The sequence below is a fragment of the Gemmatimonas sp. genome (genome assembly GCF_031426495.1).
Taxonomy (GTDB): Bacteria; Gemmatimonadota; Gemmatimonadetes; order Gemmatimonadales; family Gemmatimonadaceae; genus Gemmatimonas.
Genome location: NZ_JANPLK010000024.1, coordinates 1 through 19,109, shown reverse-complemented (window position 1 = coordinate 19,109; position 19,109 = coordinate 1). Strand labels below are relative to the sequence as shown.

Here is a 19,109-nt window from a genome sequence, read left to right as displayed (position 1 = left end):
CTGCAAGCCGTCGCACTGGCTTTCAACAATAGGCCGCGCAAAACGTTAGGATGGAAGACGCCGGCAGAGGCGCTGAACGACCATCTAAAATCTGTCGCACAACCCGGTGTTGCGACGACCGATTGAATCCGCCCAATACGTCTCCAGGCGGTACACCGGCCGCCTTCCGGAGGCAGCGTTGACGATGCCTCCGATAACGCGCTCGCCGAAACGGTCATCGGATAGTTCAAGACCGAGGTGATCCATCGGGACGGACCGTGGCGGGGGTTCGGGGACGTCGAGATGGCGACCCTGGAATGGTTCGCTTGGTTCAATCAAGAGCGGTTGCTGGAACCGCTGGGCTATGTTCCGCCCTCTCTGCCAATATGAGTGAGACACCGATCCATCCCGAGTTTAGTGTACGAGGGTGATCGAGGCTGTTCCCATGTCGTCCGCTCTTTCCGTTTCTCCGTTGCTTCTCCATGATACCCGGGTGTCGCCGACCCGGACCCGTCGCCAGTTCACCGCGACCTACAAACTGCAGATCCTCGCCGCCGCTGACGCGTGCACGAAGCCGGGCGAGCTCGGTGCGCTCCTGCGTCGGGAAGGCCTATACTCGTCGCATCTTGCCATGTGGCGCGCGGTGCAGCGACGCGGCGACTTGCAGGGCCCGACCAAGCGTCGCGGGCCCGCGCCGTCGACCGTCGATCCCTCGCGAACGCAGATCGTCGAGCTGGAGTGCGCGTTGGCGAAGGCGACCGCGCGCGCGGAGCGTGCGGAGCTCATCATCGACGCCCACAAAACGTTCTCGCAGCTCTTGGGCCTGACACTGCCACCGCACGACGAGTCCACCGAGACGCGCTCGTGAGTACGGTCACGACGCATGGGGCGGCAACGTCCCTGCGCGGGCTCTGTGCGAGCCTTGGGGTCGCGCCGGCGACGTACTATCGGGCGCGGCGACGCGCCGAGCGGCCCACGTGCGCCGTGCCCCGCCGCTCGCCACCACGTGCGCTGGCGCCCGTCGAACAACAACGGATCCTCGACGTGCTGCACGAGGACCGCTTCGTCGACCTAGCGCCGGCCCAGGTGTATGCGACGCTGCTGGATGAAGGCGTGTATCACTGCGCCGAGCGCACCATGTACCGGCTCTTAGCCGCGCACGACGAGATTCGAGAGCGGCGCGCGCAACAGCGACACCCGGTGTACACCGCGCCCGAGTTGCTCGCGACCGCGCCGAATCAGTTGTGGAGTTGGGATATCACCAAACTCAAAGGACCGGCGACCTGGTCGTGGTATCACCAGTACGTGATCCTCGACGTGTTCAGTCGCAACGTCGTGGGCTGGATGGTCGCGCCGCGCGAATCGGCACTCCTCGCGGAGCGACTCATCGCCGCCTGTTGTGCGCGCGAAGGCATCGGGCCCAATCAACTCACCCTGCATGCGGATCGCGGATCGTCGATGGTCTCGCAGCCGGTCGCGCACCTGCTCGCCGATCTCGGCGTGACCAAGTCGCATTCGCGCCCCTCCGTCTCGAACGACAATCCGTACTCGGAAGCGCAGTGCAAGACACTCAAGTATCGCCGGGATTTCCCCACGCGCTTTGGCTCGCTCGAAGACGCGCGCGCGCACTGCGTCGATTTCTTTCGCTGGTACAACACCGAGCATCACCACAGCGGGCTCGGACTGCACACGCCGTACGACGTGCATCACGCGCTCGCCGAGGCGCGCAACACCGCGCGCGCTAACGTCCTCACCGCCGCCTACGCCGCGCGTCCGGAACGCTTTGTCCATGGTCTGCCCACCCCACGCGCGCTACCGACCGCCGCGTGGATCAATCCCCCCACACCGCGACCGTCAGACGACGTCGCTCAGTAAACCCCACCCACCCTGTGTCTCAAACTCATTGACAGGTTCCGCCGTCGGCGGAGTTTGAGGCGCACTATTGCGAGGCACAGAATACCCACTCCGTGGTGGGTGTTCTCAACTAAACCAGTCTCCTGAAAACCCGGGGCGGTTCACTCTGCGATCCGCCGCGTCAGGCGATGATGCGCCGTACCAGTCTCTGCGCCGGAACTTCGAAGTAACGATAGACCACGTATGACAAACTGAACGTGGCCGAAAAAAACGCCAAAAAGAAGATTGAGCTGTGGACGGGGACCGAGCGATCAAGCACTCCGAAGCCGTAGACAATAAGTAGCTGCAGCGGAAAGTGGATCAGATAACTGGAGTAAGTCATGTTGCCAGCTACTTCAATTCCCTTCTGGAGTCGAGGCGGCAATGTGAACTCTGTAGCGCAGAGAAAAAGTAGAAGTGGAACGTAGAGTACTAGAAAGTGGCGTAACATCGCCTCGGATTTCAACACTCCTGCCATTGAGGTGGCCGCGGGTAGTACGAACACCGCCAGAACCGTTGCAGTCAAAGCCCGCCGCTGGCGCCCCTTGGCTTGGTAGTGCCGGTACGCGATGGCTGAGAGCCCGCCCGCGTAGAAGAAGGCGAGCGACTCCACCAGTGGGTAGTCCCTATACTGTTGAAGCAGCAGGCATGCACTTACCATCGCCAAATTCACCAGCGACGACCGACTCACATGGCGAAGCGTCACGAAGAACACGAAGTAGACCAGCACTTCCACCGAAACAGACCAGCTGGGCCCATTGAAACTATAGCCGCGCTCCAGCCCCCAGCTTCCGGCTAGTCCAAGCTGAAGTATAAAATGACGAAGGTCATTGAACTGATAGACAAACGGCCGCTGATGGGTGCTTAGATAGAGCGACTGCAGTGCTCCTGTCGCTAGTAGCGTAGCGAGATGAAGAGGGTACAGCCTGGAAAAACGCAATGCGAAGAATTTCATAGGGCCGATAGCTCGACTGGCGATTATCTCCCGATATTTCCAAAAGAATATGAAGCCACTGATGCACCAAAAGAGCTGGACTCCATAATTACCGAATTCGTAGAACAGCCGCAGTGTCGTAAAGAACGGCTGGCTCGGGCGATCAAAGCTTAACGGCGCATCGGCAACATAGAAAAAGTGCTGATAGTGCCAGACCAGTACGGCCAGCGCCGAAAGAAAGCGGACAATCTCCAGCCCCAATAGTTTGGGGGTGGTCTGGGCACTTGTGCGCGGCGGCGCATGCACTGATGGAGGGCTCGTCAGCGGACTAGTTGTCGAGGGTGGGGTGAAGACACGAAGGCGCGAATGCGGCATGAGGACACCGCCGAAACAAGAGTTAAGGAGGCATCGGCCTGTCGATCGTCACGCGAGAATTGTAGTGGTCAACACCGCGCCACCATTTACCGGACGCGCAGGCTCAATAGCTACAAAGCGACAAAACCAGTGCGCACCTTCAACTGATCAAAGATAGCGCTGAAATTGCTACGCCGAGAAGTCCGATTGATCGCCGATGCTCAGTTGTCATCGCCGGAATGAGATTTCGTTGATTCACCGAAGAGAATTGTGCAGTCAGGATCTATTCGGGCAGGGGGCGCATCCCTCGTGCCGTGATGTGCGTATTTCGGCGATGTCGACCACGCATTTCGGACCTAGGCGATTACGCGTTTCGGACCAAGTTGATCAGCCGTTTCGGTCTATGCCGATCGCCGAGTTAGCGGACGCCACGGGATCAGTTAATCCACCGGTTCTGGAGTCGTGTCCGCACTGGAGAGACGGCGGAGGGAGCCGGCGGTGTGGGTGAGGCGATGTGCATCATGCAGTAGGCGGTCGAGGATGGAAACATCGCGGTCTTGAACTGCGCCAATCCAGAAGCCGTAAAGAGGCAGAAGGAGCAAGGGTATAGCAAGAGACGAGGCAACGAAGTCATTCTTCGCGCGGCTCGTTAGGGACGCCAGATGGCCGCTCTGACCGTTCCACGTCATTCCCGTGAACTGCAGATTCGCCTCTTGCCCGCCCGGCACCGCAGAAAAGATCTGGTACCAATGCCCATTGCCACCGTCCGCGAAGCTCCACTGTTTCGGCGTAGCTTGTCCAAGGATCGGACGGGCATTTGTAATGCTGACGGCAATGAGCAGCGTCAGTACTGTCCGCGCAAGCTTTGCGTGCATCGATGACCAAGCAGACGGAATGTTTGCACAGAACGAATTTCTTCCGAGCCCGTCATCACACTCCACCGTCTCACGACCGTAAACGCCGTCTTTCGTAGCATTCTCGAATGCCAAGATGCCGACCGTCTCCCACCTCGAATGGTTCCCCCTACTCCACCCGCACCACCGCCACCCGCAATCCCGCCGGCGCCGGCGTCGTCCCACCCTCCCCCCGCAGTTCGATCAACTGCCCCCCCGCCTGCGCGCCGTCAAAGCTGAAGTAGCTGCTGCTGAACGCCCGCAGCTGCTGCACGGGCAGCGTGAACGACCCAAAGCTCATCGCCCGCGCCCGTAAAGGAGCGGCCGAGAACGCGCCCGGGTACGTACCCGCCAGGCCGCTCCACACATCGGCCACGTTCCAGCTCGGGAAGCTCAGCTGCTTGCGCGCCGGGGTGAAGCCGGCCACGTCGTCCACCGCGTTGGCTAGCGCCCAATCGGCCAGCAGTTCGCCCGCCGGGCGGCCGGTGCGCTGCGCGAGGTTGGCCAGGCCGGTTTGGGCCCCGCCCTTCACCAGCGCCTTGAGCCACGCGCCTTCGCTGGTGGCGTACTGGTCGGCCGCCCAACGCACCAGCGACCAGCCGCTGGCGTAGAAGGTCACGTCGTTGTTCGTCGACGCGCCCAACGGCGACAGGGTGTCCACGCCGCGCAGGTACTGGTGCAGCATCGAGAAGTGCTTCCACATCATCAGCGGACGGTCGTCGCACTGGTACACCTCGCACCGCACCGTGGTGGCGAAGCCGGTGTTGCCCTTCCAGCTTCCGCCGCTCGTGAAGGTGCGCGAGTACAGCTCTTCGGCGATGCGCGCCGTGCTCTCTTCCAGCCACGACTCTTCGAACGGCAGGTTGCTCGCCAACCGCTCGGCGAAGCTGGCCAGGTGCTTCCCTTCGTGGATCACCGTGCTGCGCATGGCACGACGCCAGTCGGCCGGCGTTTCGGTGGCCGTGGCCACCCGCGCGTAGAACACTTCGTTCTCGTTGCTCGCGGCGAAGGTGCTCTTCGGATAGAAGTTGCACGCGCTCACATAGCCCGCCGTACCGGCCACGGAATCGTTCACGAAGCGCGTGAACAGCATCGTCACGCGGCCGTCGCCGTTCATGGCCCCGTTCATCGCCAACGGGTCGCCGATGTTGTCGCGCAGCAGCGGATACTGCACGCGGTCGAACTCGTCACCGATGGCGCGATAGTCGGCGTCCATCGTGCGGGCGCGCGGGGCGGCCACGTCTTCCAGCACCACGGCGCGCAAGCCGGCGTACACCACGCGGGCCTGCACATCGCGACCAGCGCTGCAGCTGTTGTAGATCGCCTTCATCGTGATCACGTCGCCCACGTTCAGCGCGGCGGCACTCGAGGCCATCGCGACGCCGAGGCGATTCATCTTCTCGGCCCGTGCCGCGACCCACTGCGTGGTGGCCGAGCCGGAGCGGGCAGCGATCGTGCGCTGCGCGTCGAGCTGATCATCGTGCCGCGACTCGGCCGCCAATGCCTGCTGCGCCACCAGCGATTCGGTGCGCAGGCCCGGCAGCAGCGAGGCGTTGATCAAGCTGTTCGGCGACGACGCCGACACCATGCTGCCGAACGCCTGCGGGTTCTTCATGGCCGACATCTGGCCGGCCATCGCGCCAGTGCCCGTGCCGCGCAGTTCGAAGGCGCTGCTGGCCGAGGCCACGCTGCTAGTGTTCACCACGGCCAGCATGTAGCGGGCGGTGCCGGTGGTCGGGGCCACGAGTTCTGTGCAGCGCACGTCATCGGCCGAGAGCAGATTGGCCGACTCGCCGGCCTTGAGCACCAGGCGGTTGGCGGCGCGCACCGGCACGGTGGCCGTAAGCACGGTACCGGCAACGGTGAGGGTGACAGGCTGCGTGGCAGTGGCGGCGCAGGGCAGCGCGCCAGCGGGCACGAAGGCATCGATGCGGGTGTCCGACGCGCTACGGACCTGCAGCACCACGCCGCCGACGGTCAGGCTGATGGAGTCGATGGCGTGGGCGAGGTTCTCGCCGGTGATGACCACCGAGGCACCGGACACCAGCGTATCGGGTGAGAACTGCGCCAAACGAGGGATCGCCGGCACGGCGTTCGTCCCGGAAATCGGCGGCGCGACGGGCGGCTTTGCTACAGACAGCGGAGCGACTGCGTCAGCGCCGCTGCATCCCTGCAACACCCCCAAAGCGCATGCCATCACACTCGCGGCACGCGTCGCACGCCGAAATTCGGCGCCGATCTTGGAAGTCGTTGAATTGGATGCAGTTATGGTCATATGCTCGACAGTCACCGTGTGGGCCCGATCCTTCACTCTGCAAGGAAGGGAGCAACTGGCGTGCCGGACTCGACCATAAAACGAGAGAACTGACCTTCGTGACGCGCTGCGGTCTCGCGGGTCTTGATTGCAGTGTTTGCGTTAGTACATTTGTTACTACGTCGTTCAATTCACCCTGAGGTTCGCATGTCATTTCACGCGACCGCCACGAAGGTCGGAAACTCCAGGGGACTTCGCTTGGACGCCGCCCTCTACCGCGATCATCCGGAGTTTGCCTCCGGCGAATACGTGGTCGATGTGATCGCCCCCGGCCGGCTGCTCGTGAGGGCGAACGGCCACGAAGAGACAGTGGCCGAGGTGGAGGCGGACCCGATGCTCGGCGCCTTCCTCGCCTTCATGGATCAGCAGATGTCCTCGAACCCGACGCTGTTCACGCCGATCGACCGGGCGCAGATCGCGCTCATCGCGTCGCTCGTCGAGGGAGTCGAGGCCAGCGACGACACGGCGTTTTCAGACGATTTCCACCTGCCGTAGCGTGCGGCGCAACGGCTGGACCCTGCTGCGATGGCAGGCGTTCGCGACCTCGTGGGACGCTCTCGTGAGTGAGGTCGTGCGGCTCAAAGCACAGGACCCCGACGGCTACCGAGATCATCCGAGTACGAAGTTCCTGAAGCGCCTGGCTGACGTTGCGCTCACGGAAATCCCGAGTGACCCAAGCCATGAGCGCTATCAACTCGGCACCACGCTGGGCGACGATGCGAAGTTCTGGCGGCGTGCGAAGTTCAACCGCCGCTTTCGCCTCTTCTTTCGCTATCGCAGCGATGCGAAGCTCATCGTGTTCGCGTGGCTGAACGACGAAGAGACGCTTCGAAAATCTGGCTCGAAAAACGATCCTTATACGGTGTTTCGATCCATGCTCGAGCGCGGCAAGCCTCCGTCTTCGTGGCAGGAGTTGAGCGACGCGTGCGCCGTGTGGACGTCCGACGTGGGCAAGGTTGCGTAGGAAAGATGGGACCGACTGGACTGCCGGACTCGATCACAAGGCCATTGTTTAGGCCATTCGCAATGTGGTCATCGGGAGATACACGGGCTGAGGCGTCTTGGCGCTGCCGATTGCCACGAAGCCCATTGAGCGGTAGAACGACGTGCTCTCGTCAGACAGCGAGTCGAGGTAGACACCATGCGCCCCAACGGCTTCAGCCCCCTGAACGCATCGGTACAAGGCGTCGCCGAGCAGCTGACGGCCGTAGCCCTGTCGTTTCGCGGAGCTCGAGACGGCAAAGCTGCCGATGTAGAAAACAGGGATATCGAACGTCGGCAGGGAGTGTGTCACCGCCTCCTGAATGTCCGCCTTGCGTACGCTTCTCGCCGAGAGGGTGTAGAACCCCAGTACCCCCGACTCGCCGCCCATACGCTCCAGCACGTACACGCGAGCGATTCCGCGCTGTTCGTGCTGCCAGGCGAAGTTCGGCAGATACGCGTCGAGGGCGGGTACGCCACACGAGAATCCGCCCTTGCAATCACGTCGTTCCAGCGGACGGATTTGCAGCGGCCCAATAGTGCCCGTGACCACCTAGCGCACCGCTGCGGCAGCGCGCTCCCGGGCCTCTTCCATGAGCGCCCGAAGCTCGTCCGACGGCGTTGTATGCGCAGCGTTTAGGGAAACGATCTGGTCGAACGCCGCGCCGTCGAGATACACCACCCGATCGTCGAGTGTCGCGGCCTCGAGGTACGGGGCCGACAGTTCACGGACCATCGCCGTTGGCCCCAGACTCGCGATCTGGCGGCCCTCTTGGCGCTGGCGCACGCACCAGTCGAGCGCATCAAGCGCGTAGCGATAGAGGTCGGCGTTGCCTACCTGAAGGCGCGCCATCAGTCGCTGTGCTTTTTGGATCGTGAGCGCATCCGTGACGCTGGTGTCCAAGCGGTTCATGGGCGTTTTCGTGTTCGACATGGACGTTGTCTCTCCAGGAAAGAACGAACGGCGTCTGGGCCTCTCTTTAATTACTGACTACATATAAAATACGCAATTACTACGTATTCATTACGTGATGGCCGCAGTTGCGACACGCGGACCCCTTCAGGGCTGCTGCCGTCAACCACCGGAGACCGCCGGCATCACCGCCGGCATCAGCCCGTGGTAGAGGTCTTCCATCGTGAGCGTGTACACGGGGTGACCATCCTGCTCGGCTCTCTCCTTGAAATCAGCGGAGAGCGTTTTGCCGGTTACGTAGAGCAGCGGAGCGTTCGGACGGAGCGCCTCGCGTGCCCATGTCTGACCGGCATCGGCCAGCACCGCGAGTTCGCGCAGGTGCTTCGCGTGGACGTCGAGGCCAAGGTCTCCCCACTTGATAGCGCCGGTGAGCATGCGTCCATCAGTGAGTGACGCGACGATGTCCACCTCGAAGGAACGCGGCTCTCCCCTCCCGCGCTGCGGAGTGACGGTCCCCTCCCAGCGGCCCCAGTGTTCAATCATGGGAAGTCCGAGCCGCTGGCGATGGCGTTGATATCCCTCGGCCGCAATGCGTTCGAAGATCGCACCCATGTACGTATCCAGGCGCGCTGGCGCGATCTCGCGTTCCCAGACTTCCGCAGGGTCGTACGTGGCCAGCTCCGAGCGGAACAGCGAGACCATTTTGGCGTGAAACTGCAACGCCGGGTCATCGAGCCGATATCGATACGGAGACGTGCGCCGTGCCGCGAAATTGCGCTCGGCGCGGACGTACCCGAGCTCGACGAGGCGATCCAGCATGCGCCGTAGCGACGTGATGTCGTGCGCCATGTCGACGTACGACGCAATCTCCTGCGCACTCGTGTGGCCGGCACCGATGGCGCGAAGAATGGCTTTGTACTCTTCAGTCTTCCGAAGTCCCCGCTCTTGATCGATCAACGATTCGATCTGCATCCTGATCTGCCCGCCTGGAGCGAGCACCTCGGCCGCAACATTCTCTTGCAGGCTTCGGTCTGACTGAAAGGCACGCAGGTATCGGGGTGTGCCGCCTACGATGCCGTAGGCGATGGCGCGCTCCCGATTCGACGAGACAGGCACGAGTGCAGCGGCATCGAAGTAGTCGAACGGCGCCACACGAATCGTCCGGGCGAAGCGGCCATAGAGTGGTGCGTCTCCCGCGTTGAGATGCTCCATCGTCCGCACGGCGGAACCGCAGAGCACCAGCACGAACGGTCGATCGTCACGATGCACGTCGTGGATCGCGTTGAGCTGCGAGGGCACGCCGTCCTTGGTTCCCATGAGGTACTGGAATTCGTCGAGGATCACGACCAGAGGCTCGGGCGTTCGGAGTTCGTACAGCAGCCTGAATACCGTGCGCCACGTCGGGTAGTCCGCCGGGTCGAGTGCCAGGGCGAAGTGCCGCGCGATGGACTGCACCAGCTCGCGCCGATTGATCGTGCTGGTTCCTTCGGCGGCTACGAAATAGAAGGTCTGCGCCTCTGGCCACGTATTGATGAGCAGGTACGTCTTGCCCACGCGACGACGTCCGGTCACCAGCGCCAGGCTCGGCCCGGGGCGCTTCAGCAACGCTCGAAGCTGCGCCCGCTCGCTTTCGCGATCGACAAACAGTGGAAGGCGGGCTGATTCCCGGGTCGGTGACATAGGATGGGCCGGTTGAGGACGATTGGCCTCGATCTATACATAGCTTATGCAATACACTACATAAGCACTGTACTCTATAAGCCACGTGACGTCAAACCGACTACGGAACAAGCTCAAGCTCCGCCACCACCGGTTGATGCTCCGACGGGAACCCACTCAGCACGCGGGCGCCGCGCACCGTGAACTCGCGCGACACCAGCACGTGGTCGATGCGCACCCGGTGCCGGCCGGCGAACATGGTGTGGCCGAAGCCCCACCCGGCGTCGCTGAAGGCGTTGCGCAACCACATCCAGTCATGACGCAGCGCCTGCGACTCTACGGGCAAGTTGAAGTCGCCGGCTACCACGATGGGGCCACGCTCCCCCTCCCGCATCCAGGCCGCGATCGCCCCCGAGGCCTCGGCGCGCTGCTGCACGCTCTCCTCGAGCAGATCGCCACTCCCGCGCCGCGCGGCCCACAACGCGGTCCGTGGACTCGGCAAATGCACCGTACCGATACGAATCGGCGCGCCCTGCCACTCCACGCTGAACACCACCGCCCGCCCTTCTTTGCGTGAGCCGTGCAGCTGCACCGGTGATCGCATCGGCAATCGCGTGGCAATGCAGAATTCGGATGAGCGGAACATCTGGTATCTCGTGCCCGCAGTCTGCATCGCCGCCGCCACCTCGGGCGCGCAGTCCTGCATCACGATCACATCGGCGTCCCACGCCAGCAGGTCGGTGTCCATGCGCTGCGCCAACGTAGCCGAGCGATCGGTATTGTAGGTCACGACCCGCAACGCCTTACCCGCCCCTGCTCCGCTCCTCATAACGCTTCGTATCGAATGTCGTAGCGACTGTGCGCTCGGCATCTCGAAGCCGCTCACCTGGAACAGCGTGACCACACTGCCCACGATGGCAGCGGCCGTCACCCACCGGCGCGCCGCAAGCGACAGCGGCACCAGCAGGGCCCACGGAAACACCAGCAGCCACCTCGGGCCGAACAGCAGCAGCATGCCGAGGGCGTTGCTGTCGCCGGCGATGGCCACGGCCGCGGCCACGAGCGCCATGCCGACCGCGTAGCTGACCACCGCGACCGTGACCACCCGGCGGGCTTTACCGCTTCTCATTCGCTGTCTCGCTCCTTAAATCCCAAGGACGACTCCCCCATACCCCGATGGCGATGACTGCTCCGTCTTCTTCCGACCTCACCCGCGCCCCCCTCACGATGTTCTCCGAGGAGGAGGAGCTGTTCCGCGCGGCCGTGGCCGATCTGGCCGAGCAAGAGGTGCGGCCTCGCGTTCGTGAGATGGAGGACGCCGGGAAGATCGACCCCGCACTGACCGCGAAGTTCGTCGAACTGGGACTTATGGGCATTGAACTGCCCGACGAGTTCGGTGGCGCCGGCGGATCGCTCATGATGGTCGCCATCGCCGTGGAAGAACTGAGTAAGGTAGACGCATCGGCCGCCATTCAGGTGGATGTGCAGAACACGCTCGTGAACTACCCGCTGTACCGCTACGGCAACGCCGAACAGCGCGCGCGCATTCTGCCGCGCATGACAGCGGGCACGATCGGCGCCTATGCGCTGTCGGAGCCGGGCTCCGGGTCAGACGCGTTCGGCTTGGCCACGCGCGCCGAGAAAGTAGACGGCGGCTGGACGCTGAACGGATCGAAGGCGTGGATCACGAATGGCGGTGAGGCCGATGTGTTCGTGGTGTTCGCGAACACGCGTCCCGACATGGGCTACAAGGGGATCACGGCGTTCATCGTGGAGCGTGGCGCGACCGGCTTCTCGGTAGGCAAGAAGGAACACAAGCTCGGCATCTGCGCGTCGAGCACGACATCGCTGCACTTCGAGAACACGTTCGTGAGTGACGCGAATGTGTTGGGTGACGTGGGCACCGGTTACAAGATCGCGATCGAAACGCTGAACGAAGGTCGCATCGGTATCGGTGCGCAGATGATCGGCGTGGCGCAGGGCGCGATGACGGCGGCGGTGGCGCACTTGAAGGAGCGCAAGCAGTTCGGCAAGTCGCTCGCGGAATTCCAAGGCATTCAGTTCCAGGTGGCGCAGGCGGCTACCGAGCTCGAAGCGGCACGGCTTATGGTGTACAACGCGGCGCGCTTGAAGGACGCGGGCCAGGACATCGCGCGTGAAGGGGCGATGGCGAAGTTGTACTCGTCGCAGATGGCCGAGCGCGTGACGTCGCTGTGCGTGGAGCTGTTCGGCGGGTATGGGTATACGCGCGAGTATCCGGTGGAGAAGTTTTATCGCGACGCGAAGATCGGCACGATTTACGAGGGGACGAGCAATATGCAGTTGCAGACGATCGCGAAGGCGGTGCTTCGATAACGGCGAAGTAAGGGGTCGGGAGTCGGGGGTAGGGAGTCTTGGGGCGGCTTCTGCTGGCGGGGAGCGTGCTGCTCGTACTGCTTGCTACGCTGGCGCCGTATGGGGCGATTGATGTGGCGAGTATGCCGCCGCGGTGGTGTTTGGCGTGCGGTGGTTTGTGGCTGACGGACGGCATCAGCAACGTGGTGTTGTTTGCGCCCTTTGGGTTGGCGCTCGCGATGTTGGGGCTGCGGTGGTGGGTGGTGCTGCTGCTTTCGGCGGGGTTTTCGCTGGGGGTGGAGTGGCTGCAGTCGATTGGTGTGCCGCCGGCGCGCTCGGCGGCTTGGGCGGATGTGGTGGCGAATGGGTTGGGTGGATTGGTGGGGGTGTGGGTGCTGGCGCTGCGGGGGTGGCTGTTTCCGGCGTCATGGCGGGTGGCGGTGCGACTGGCTTGGGGGTGGGCGGCTGGGGTGGTGCTGCTTTTCGCGCTCACCAGTGCGGCGCTGGGGCCGCGGTCGGGGGAGCTTGATGCGCCGTGGGGGGAGTCGGCGCTCGACCGCACGGCGCGCACGACGTACGGCGTGAGTGCGCTGCCGTTTACGCCGGGGCATGGGTGGTTTGGCGGGCTTGCCGACACGCTGGTGGTGAACGGCTTCACGACCACGCATCGCGGGACAGGGCCGCTCATGGTGGCGGTGTCGCGCGAGCCGGCCACGGTGGCCATGCGGGTGGTGCTGCGCGGGCGCGAAGAGGGGGGCGCGTTGGTGCCGATCGGGTATCTGCACGTGTCCAGAGGCGAAGCCGGCGACTCGTCGGCGGTGGCCTTCGTGGGCGAGGAAGACCTGGCAGCGAAGCTGGTAGTCACGCGACGGGCGTGGGACTGGGGGCTGGCCATGCCGACGCTCTCGCTGCCGGGGGTTTTCGCCGGGCGCTCGGTGGCCGACCCGCGGCCGGTGGTGCTCGAGGCGTGGAGCGCGCCGGATACGCTGCGGCTGTCGGCCACGTCGGCGGCGTTCACGGGATCACGGGCGATGGCGCTGACGCCGGTGATCGGGTGGGCGCTGATCCAGACCGTGTTCTCAATCGGTGGGAATTTCGAGCTATTGGCGCATATCTGCTGGCTTGCTGCGTTGATGGTGCCGATCGGATGGTGGGGAATTCAGGCTGCCGCACGGAGTGGGCGCGTGCTGGGCATCGCGATGCTGTGGCTCTGGGTGGGCGCGGCGGCCATGCCTCGGTTCTTCGGCGTGGCGCCGATCGGGGCGCGCGACTGGGTGATCATGATGGCGCTACTGGCCGCAGGCGCTGCGGCGGGGCGCTACGCGGTGCGGCGAAGTTGACTACTTTGTATTCCAGTCAGTACACCGCCCTGTAACCGGAGGAGTCACTTTGGCAACGACGCGAATTCTAGATAGCGACCACGCGCTTCTACAGGCGTTGGCCGCGCAGACCGGCAAGCAGCACCAGGAGATCATCCACGAGGCGCTGGAGAGCTACCATCGAGAGCGGCTGCTCGACGAGATCAACGCGGCCTTTGCGCAGCTCAAGGCTGATCCAGTCGCATGGAGAGAAGAACAGGCCGAGCGAATGGCGTGGGACGCCACCGCGCACAGTGGCTCGGCATTGGACCACGCCAATGAGTAGCGTCGAGCGACAGGCCATGCCCTCACGCGGCGACGTGTGGATGGTTGACCTCAGCCCGACGCGGGGCCGCGAGCAGGACGGCATGCGGCCGGCGCTCGTCCTCTCGGTGGACAAGTTCAATCAAGGCCCGGCCGACTTGGTGATCGTAGTGCCCATAACGAAGACCGAGCGCCGAATTCCCACCCATGTACTTGTGCCGGCCGGTGAGGCGGGATTGACGTTCGACAGCTACATCAAGTGCGAGGACCTGCGTTCGATCTCCAAAGATCGACTGGTGCGCCGCATGGGTGAGGTCACCTACCCGAGAATCGAAAGCGTACAGAAGTACGTCCGCGTTCTACTGGGGCTTTAGTCCCCGCCGAACACACGCCTGAGGAGTATCATTCGGTTATGCTCGGATCCCTCGTCGGTGTTCTCGATTTGCTCCTCGGCGTGCTGCGCCCCGCGGTCTTCGTGGCGGGCGCCTTTGCCGCCGTCGCGGCCGTGGTGTCGTACAGCGTACGCACCCGCAAGATCTCGCCCTTCTCCCCCTTCGCGCGCTTCACCCGCGACAAGGTGGACCCGTGGCTGATCGCCCCCATGGAGCGCCGCATCATGCGCGCCGGCGGCACGCCGTACGCCGCCCCCTGGTGGGCCCTGGCCGCCGTGATCGTGGGTGGACTCATCCTGCTCTCGGCCGTGGGCTTCGTGCGCGATCAGCTCATGATGCTGGCGTACATGAGCGGCTCCGGCGCATCGCTGGCGGCGCTGCTGGTACGCTGGACATTCGGCATCCTCAAGCTCGCGCTGTTCGCCCGCGTGATCTCGAGCTGGGTCGGCGGCAGCCCGTACTCCAAGTGGTGGCGCTGGTCGTACGTGCTTACCGAATGGTTTCTCGCGCCGCTGCGCCAGGTCATCCCGACGATCGGCATGATCGATATCACGGTGTTGATCGCGTACTTCGGGCTCGGGATCATAGAGAGTGTGATTACGAGCGCCCTCTTATGACCGGACTTTTTACACCCTAGGAAGCAGGGGGGAGGGTGTCAGGGAGGAGGTAAGAGGACATCACCTCGTCGCCGCTTCCGGCAGTCGGCCACACGTTCGCTACCTAACAGCTTCCCTCTTGAAATGACACGTTTGCCACAGCGGCCACGGGTGGTCACCGTGCGACTTCCCACCGGAAGCAATTTGGTGGCGAACGTGACGGGGCGAGGGAAGTACCGCTACGAGGGGGGCCGGAAGCGGTAATTCCGGCAGTCGGTCACACGTTCGCCACCCAACAGCTTCCCTCTTGAAATGACACGTTCGCCACAGCGGCCGGCGTTTAACATCGTTTGCGCCTGCGGCGCGGTGATTCACAGCGGTGACGAGCATCTTGGCCGTACGATCAAGTGCCGTTGTGGGCGGTCGGTGGTGATTGCGCGGCCGGTGGAGAAGGAGACAGTCGTAGGTGGGCGGTCGGAGCGGAAGTCGACGCGGCGGTCGCGGAAGCGGGCCACAGTCGACCTGAGTGGGCTGCTGGCGCGAGTGCCGCGGATGCCCCGTCTTCAGTGGCCGGTGGTTGATGTGTCGGAGTGGTCGTCGCGACGCGCGACGACGCGGTGGACGTTTCGCGCGGCGGTGATGTACGCGGGGGCGATGGTGGCCACGTGGATTGCGCTGTTCACCGTGTCGGAGTTCTGGTTGCCGGCCACGTTGCTGGCGTATGGACCGCGGTGGGTGGTGCTGTTGCCGCTGGCGGTGTTGGCGCCGATGGCGTTGTTGTTTGCGCGGACGTCGGTGAAGCTGCTGGCGGTGGGTGCGCTCGTCGCGATCATGCCGATCATGGGCTTTCGGGCGGCGGTACCGACCGCGGGATTCACACCGCCTGCAGCGCCGGGGGCGAACCACATTCGCGTGCTGTCGCTGAACGCGCAGGGCGGCGCGATTGTGAAGCTGCGATTGGCGGGGATTCTCGAGCGCTATGCGCCGAGTATTGTGGCGATGCAGGAGTGCGGCGACGAGTTGGCGGCCACGGTTGCTACCGCGTGATTTCACACCGGAAGCAATTGGGTTGCGAATGTGACGAGGCCACCGGAAGTACCGCTTCGATAGGGCCGTAGCGCCGCTTCCGCTGGTCGCCCACACGTTCACCACCTAACAGCTTCCCTCTCGGTATGACACGTTCGCTACCGCGGTGAATTTGCATCTCGAGACGGCGCGCAAAGGACTCGAGTCGCTACTGGGCAACGAAGGTTTGATTCCCGACAACGCGACCGGTGTGCCGAGCCCGGAAGAGGAGCAGCGCGCGAGCGGAAACGGCGAAGATCGCGTGGCGCTGAACGCACGCATCCGTGAGAGTGAGGCCGAGCGCGCGTCGGTGTGGTCGGCGCGCAAGATGGACGAGATCCCGATCGTGGTGGCCGGCGACTTCAACATGCCGGTGGAGAGTTCGATCTACCAGCGCTACTGGAGCGGCCTCACCAACGCCTTCGACCGCAAGGGACTGGGCTTCGGCTTCAGCAAGCACGAAGGCACGCTGCTGCGATTGCGCATTGACCACGTACTGAGCGCGCCGAAATGGTTCAAGGTGCGCGGGGCCTGGGTGGGCGCGGATGTGGGGTCGGACCACCGGCCGATGATCGCAGACCTGGCCACGGTGGCAACCGCGCGAATTCGCTAGGGAAGCAATTTGGTGGCGAACGTGAATGGGCTGACGGAAGTACAGCCACGACGAGTGAGCGATAGTGGCGTGAGGCACGGCCCCGCTCGCCGCGCCGCTTCCACCGGTCGCCCACACGTTCGCCACCAAATAGCTTCCCTGTCAGCAGGCGTCGTTCACTCCCGTGTCCCGTACATTGCCGTGATCAGCACACGGAGCGCCGTCGCATCTGCGGCCGAGAGCGCGCCGAGTTTGGCGCCGATGCGTGACTTGCTGATCGTGCGGATCTGATCGACCGCGATTTCAGCGTGCTTTCTGGCCACGCGCACCGCGAGGCGAGTGCGCCAGGTCGGATGCAGCACCGAAGTGAGCGGACAGACCGTCACCGTCTCCAGCGTGTCGTTGAGAACGTCGAGACTGACGATCACCACCGGCCGAGTCTTCGCGATCTCTGATCCGATCGTGGGGTCGAGCTGCGCCCAGCAGACATCGTAGCGTTTCACTTCGGCTTCTTCTTATCGCGCGCGAGATATTCGGCCTTCGAATCGGCCACGCGGCGCATGGGCGGGCGGTCCCACGTGATGTCGGTGAGGCCGTCGGATGCAACGGCGTCCCATTCACTCCAGCTCTCGTCACTCGTAGCGGCCATCGCTCTGGCGGTGTCCTGCCACGTCAGCTTGGGCGTCGCGGTGCGATCCGGCCGGAGCAAGATGCCATCGGCGGTTTCTTCCATGATCACGCGATCGCCGATGCCATAGCGCTCCAACGTCTTGGCCGGCAGGCGAACGCCGCGGGAGTTGCCGATCCGGGCGACTTTGAGTTCGATGGGGTCCATGTAATAACAGTACATACGGCCACGGTTGCGAACCAGTGACTTCCTGCCGGAAGCTGTTTGGTCAGGAACGCGTATGGGCTGGCGGAAGTACCGCTACGAGGGGGGCCCGAAGCGGTGATACCGCTGGTCGCCCACACGTTCGCCACCAAATAGCTTCACTGTCCGACTCGCTCGTTCGCCCCCGCGGCCCCTTGGTCTTCATGCATCGTTCGCTCACGTGGGTTCTCTTCGCCGCCCTCGCCTCCGTGGCGCCGTTCGTCACCGCGGCCGGGCAGCGGCCTGTGGGTGCGCCGCCGGCTGTTGCGCGCGCGGAGTTTGCGGCGCGGCGTGTGGCGTTGGCGTCGGCGCTGGTTGGCGATGGCGTCATTCTGGCACTGGGCGGTCGTGAGCCGCGCGAGGATTACGTCAGCTTTTTTCAGGCGACGAATTTCTACTACCTCACCGGCATGCGCGAGCCGGATGCGGCGCTGGTGGGGGTGAAGCAGGGCGCGTCGGTGGCGTGGACGGTGTTCGTGCAACCGAAGGAGCCGTCGCGCGAAGTGTGGACGGGGAATCGCGTGGGTCCGGAGAACGCCGAGGCCACGTGGGGCGTGCGCGGGCGCTCGATGGCGGAGTTGGATGCGGTGGTGGATTCGCTGCTGCGGGCGTCGGTGGCGCCGACGTTGCAGGTGGTGGCCGACCTCGGGTTCGCAAACCGTCTCACGCTCGACGATCAGTACATCGCGGCGGTGAAGTTGCGCGTGCCTGCACTCCCGGTGCGCAACATTGCGCGTGAGGTGGGCAAGCTGCGGGCGTACAAGAGTGACGCCGAGTTGGCGTTGATCACGCGCGCGACGACGATCACGGTGGTTGCGCACGCCGATGCGGCCAAGGCGGTGAAGGCTGATGGGTTCGAGTACGAAGTGCAGGCTGATCTCGAACGCGCGTTCCGTAGGCAGGGCGCCGAGCGGCCGAGTTTCTCGAGCATCGTGGGATCGGGTCCGAATGGCACGACGCTGCACTACAACGCCAACAACCGGCAGATGAAGCGCGGCGAGATGGTAGTGGTCGACATCGGCGCCAGCTTCGATGGCTACGCGGCTGACATGACGCGCTCGTATCCGGTGGGCGGACAGTTCACGCTCGAGCAGCGCGCGGTGTATCAGGTGGTGCGCGATGCGCAGGCCGCGGCCGAACGTCAGGCCCGCGGCGGACGTCGCGCGGGGTTGATGAGCGATTCGTCGAATGCGGTGCTCGCTGCAGGACTGGCGCGCTTGGGTCTCATCGAGTCACCCGACGCCACCTACGACTGCTCGGCCGACGGCAAGAGCCAGTGCAAGCAGTATCGCTTGTTCTACATGCACGGACTCGGACACGGCATCGGACTCGAAGTGCACGATCCCGATCGCTACGAGGTAGACGGGACGCTGCAACCGGGATCGGTGTTCACGATCGAACCGGGGATTTATGTGCGCGAGAACGTATTGGACGTGCTGCCGAAGACGGAGCGGAATAGTGCGCTGTCGGCGAAGCTCGCGGCTGCCGTGCGCAGGTTCCGCAACATCGGCGTGCGCATCGAGGACGATTATCTGATTGCGCGCGACGGGAGTTTGGAGTGGCTCACGAAGAGCCCGCGCGAGATTCGGGAGATTGAAGCGGCGATGAGGGCGGCAAGTTCAAGGGGTTCAAGGGGTCAGAGTCGTTGTAAGCCGGCGTTAAAAGACAAGTAACCCGTTTAAAATAACCAGCATTAAAGGGTGTTTGTGTTTCGATT

At 63.8% G+C, this 19,109-nt stretch carries 20 protein-coding genes and 1 pseudogene; 12 read left to right on the top strand and 9 right to left on the bottom strand.

Annotated elements, in window-relative coordinates; all coding sequences use genetic code 11:
• Window positions 1-162 precede the first annotated feature (162 nt).
• A pseudogene (locus tag RMP10_RS07305) lies at window positions 163-369 on the top strand (integrase core domain-containing protein); the annotation flags it as partial.
• A 55-nt stretch (window positions 370-424) separates the two neighbouring features.
• Window positions 425-1,854 (top strand): IS3 family transposase gene (locus tag RMP10_RS07300; protein ID WP_310569709.1). Its coding sequence is split into 2 segments (ribosomal slippage): window positions 425-785 and window positions 785-1,854, totalling 1,431 coding nucleotides; the frame shifts between segments, so codons are not numbered across the junction.
• Window positions 1,855-2,014: 160 nt separating this feature from the next.
• On the opposite strand, the gene RMP10_RS07295 is transcribed toward RMP10_RS07300, so the two are convergent.
• The 3 genes from RMP10_RS07295 to RMP10_RS07285 all read right to left on the bottom strand — a co-directional run bounded on the left by RMP10_RS07295 (window position 2,015) and on the right by RMP10_RS07285 (window position 6,142).
• A complete protein-coding gene (locus RMP10_RS07295; protein ID WP_310569708.1) occupies window positions 2,015-3,112 on the bottom strand; it encodes an acyltransferase in 1,098 nt (365 codons plus the stop codon).
• A 488-nt stretch (window positions 3,113-3,600) separates the two neighbouring features.
• Window positions 3,601-4,149, bottom strand: a complete 549-nt coding sequence (locus RMP10_RS07290) for a hypothetical protein (protein ID WP_310569707.1) — start codon at window positions 4,147-4,149, stop codon at window positions 3,601-3,603.
• A 34-nt stretch (window positions 4,150-4,183) separates the two neighbouring features.
• Complete coding sequence (locus RMP10_RS07285; RefSeq protein ID WP_310569706.1) at window positions 4,184-6,142, bottom strand: IPT/TIG domain-containing protein; 1,959 nt, start codon at window positions 6,140-6,142, stop codon at window positions 4,184-4,186.
• A 423-nt stretch (window positions 6,143-6,565) separates the two neighbouring features.
• Between RMP10_RS07285 and RMP10_RS07280 the strand changes: the two genes are divergently transcribed.
• Both RMP10_RS07280 and RMP10_RS07275 read left to right on the top strand, forming a co-directional pair.
• A complete protein-coding gene (locus RMP10_RS07280) occupies window positions 6,566-6,862 on the top strand; it encodes a type II toxin-antitoxin system PrlF family antitoxin (protein ID WP_310569705.1) in 297 nt (98 codons plus the stop codon).
• 1 nt (window position 6,863) lies between these two features.
• Window positions 6,864-7,331 carry a type II toxin-antitoxin system YhaV family toxin gene (locus RMP10_RS07275; protein WP_310569704.1) on the top strand — a complete coding sequence of 156 codons (468 nt, stop codon included), beginning with the start codon at window positions 6,864-6,866 and terminating at the stop codon, window positions 7,329-7,331.
• 48 nt (window positions 7,332-7,379) lie between these two features.
• On the opposite strand, the gene RMP10_RS07270 is transcribed toward RMP10_RS07275, so the two are convergent.
• The 4 genes from RMP10_RS07270 to RMP10_RS07255 form a co-directional block, all read right to left on the bottom strand.
• Entirely contained in the window at window positions 7,380-7,901 is a 522-nt protein-coding gene (locus tag RMP10_RS07270; RefSeq protein WP_310569703.1) for a GNAT family N-acetyltransferase, read from the bottom strand.
• Entirely contained in the window at window positions 7,902-8,282 is a 381-nt protein-coding gene (locus RMP10_RS07265; RefSeq protein WP_309669443.1) for a hypothetical protein, read from the bottom strand.
• A 141-nt stretch (window positions 8,283-8,423) separates the two neighbouring features.
• Window positions 8,424-9,941 (bottom strand): ATP-binding protein, encoded by a 1,518-nt coding sequence (locus tag RMP10_RS07260; protein WP_310569702.1) that lies wholly within the window; start codon window positions 9,939-9,941, stop codon window positions 8,424-8,426.
• 100 nt (window positions 9,942-10,041) lie between these two features.
• Window positions 10,042-11,049, bottom strand: coding sequence for an endonuclease/exonuclease/phosphatase family protein (locus RMP10_RS07255; RefSeq protein ID WP_310569701.1), 1,008 nt, complete (start codon window positions 11,047-11,049; stop codon window positions 10,042-10,044).
• A 53-nt stretch (window positions 11,050-11,102) separates the two neighbouring features.
• Here RMP10_RS07255 and RMP10_RS07250 point away from each other — a divergent pair, with 53 nt between their 5' ends.
• The 7 genes from RMP10_RS07250 to RMP10_RS07220 all read left to right on the top strand — a co-directional run bounded on the left by RMP10_RS07250 (window position 11,103) and on the right by RMP10_RS07220 (window position 16,542).
• Window positions 11,103-12,275 carry an acyl-CoA dehydrogenase family protein gene (locus RMP10_RS07250; protein WP_310569700.1) on the top strand — a complete coding sequence of 391 codons (1,173 nt, stop codon included), beginning with the start codon at window positions 11,103-11,105 and terminating at the stop codon, window positions 12,273-12,275.
• A gap of 65 nt (window positions 12,276-12,340) precedes the next feature.
• A complete protein-coding gene (locus RMP10_RS07245; protein WP_310569699.1) occupies window positions 12,341-13,594 on the top strand; it encodes a VanZ family protein in 1,254 nt (417 codons plus the stop codon).
• Window positions 13,595-13,643: 49 nt separating this feature from the next.
• Window positions 13,644-13,898: a hypothetical protein gene (locus tag RMP10_RS07240; RefSeq protein ID WP_310569698.1), complete on the top strand. Its 255-nt coding sequence runs from the start codon at window positions 13,644-13,646 to the stop codon at window positions 13,896-13,898.
• On the top strand, window positions 13,891-14,250 hold the full coding sequence (locus RMP10_RS07235; RefSeq protein WP_310569697.1) for a type II toxin-antitoxin system PemK/MazF family toxin: 360 nt from the start codon (window positions 13,891-13,893) through the stop codon (window positions 14,248-14,250). Before RMP10_RS07240 ends, RMP10_RS07235 begins: the two co-directional genes overlap by 8 nt.
• Before the next feature lie 38 nt (window positions 14,251-14,288).
• Complete coding sequence (locus RMP10_RS07230; RefSeq protein ID WP_310569696.1) at window positions 14,289-14,885, top strand: YggT family protein; 597 nt, start codon at window positions 14,289-14,291, stop codon at window positions 14,883-14,885.
• Window positions 14,886-15,416: 531 nt separating this feature from the next.
• Entirely contained in the window at window positions 15,417-15,911 is a 495-nt protein-coding gene (locus tag RMP10_RS07225; RefSeq protein ID WP_310569695.1) for a hypothetical protein, read from the top strand.
• Between the two features lie 145 nt (window positions 15,912-16,056).
• A complete protein-coding gene (locus RMP10_RS07220) occupies window positions 16,057-16,542 on the top strand; it encodes an endonuclease/exonuclease/phosphatase family protein (protein ID WP_310569694.1) in 486 nt (161 codons plus the stop codon).
• A 155-nt stretch (window positions 16,543-16,697) separates the two neighbouring features.
• Here the strand turns inward: RMP10_RS07220 and RMP10_RS07215 are convergent, their stop codons facing one another.
• Both RMP10_RS07215 and RMP10_RS07210 read right to left on the bottom strand, forming a co-directional pair.
• Window positions 16,698-17,024 (bottom strand): type II toxin-antitoxin system PemK/MazF family toxin, encoded by a 327-nt coding sequence (locus tag RMP10_RS07215; RefSeq protein ID WP_310569693.1) that lies wholly within the window; start codon window positions 17,022-17,024, stop codon window positions 16,698-16,700.
• Window positions 17,021-17,356 (bottom strand): AbrB/MazE/SpoVT family DNA-binding domain-containing protein, encoded by a 336-nt coding sequence (locus RMP10_RS07210; RefSeq protein WP_310569692.1) that lies wholly within the window; start codon window positions 17,354-17,356, stop codon window positions 17,021-17,023. The genes RMP10_RS07215 and RMP10_RS07210 overlap by 4 nt, the downstream gene beginning before the upstream one ends.
• Before the next feature lie 200 nt (window positions 17,357-17,556).
• Between RMP10_RS07210 and RMP10_RS07205 the strand changes: the two genes are divergently transcribed.
• Window positions 17,557-19,065 carry a Xaa-Pro aminopeptidase gene (locus tag RMP10_RS07205; RefSeq protein WP_310569691.1) on the top strand — a complete coding sequence of 503 codons (1,509 nt, stop codon included), beginning with the start codon at window positions 17,557-17,559 and terminating at the stop codon, window positions 19,063-19,065.
• Window positions 19,066-19,109 lie beyond the last annotated feature (44 nt).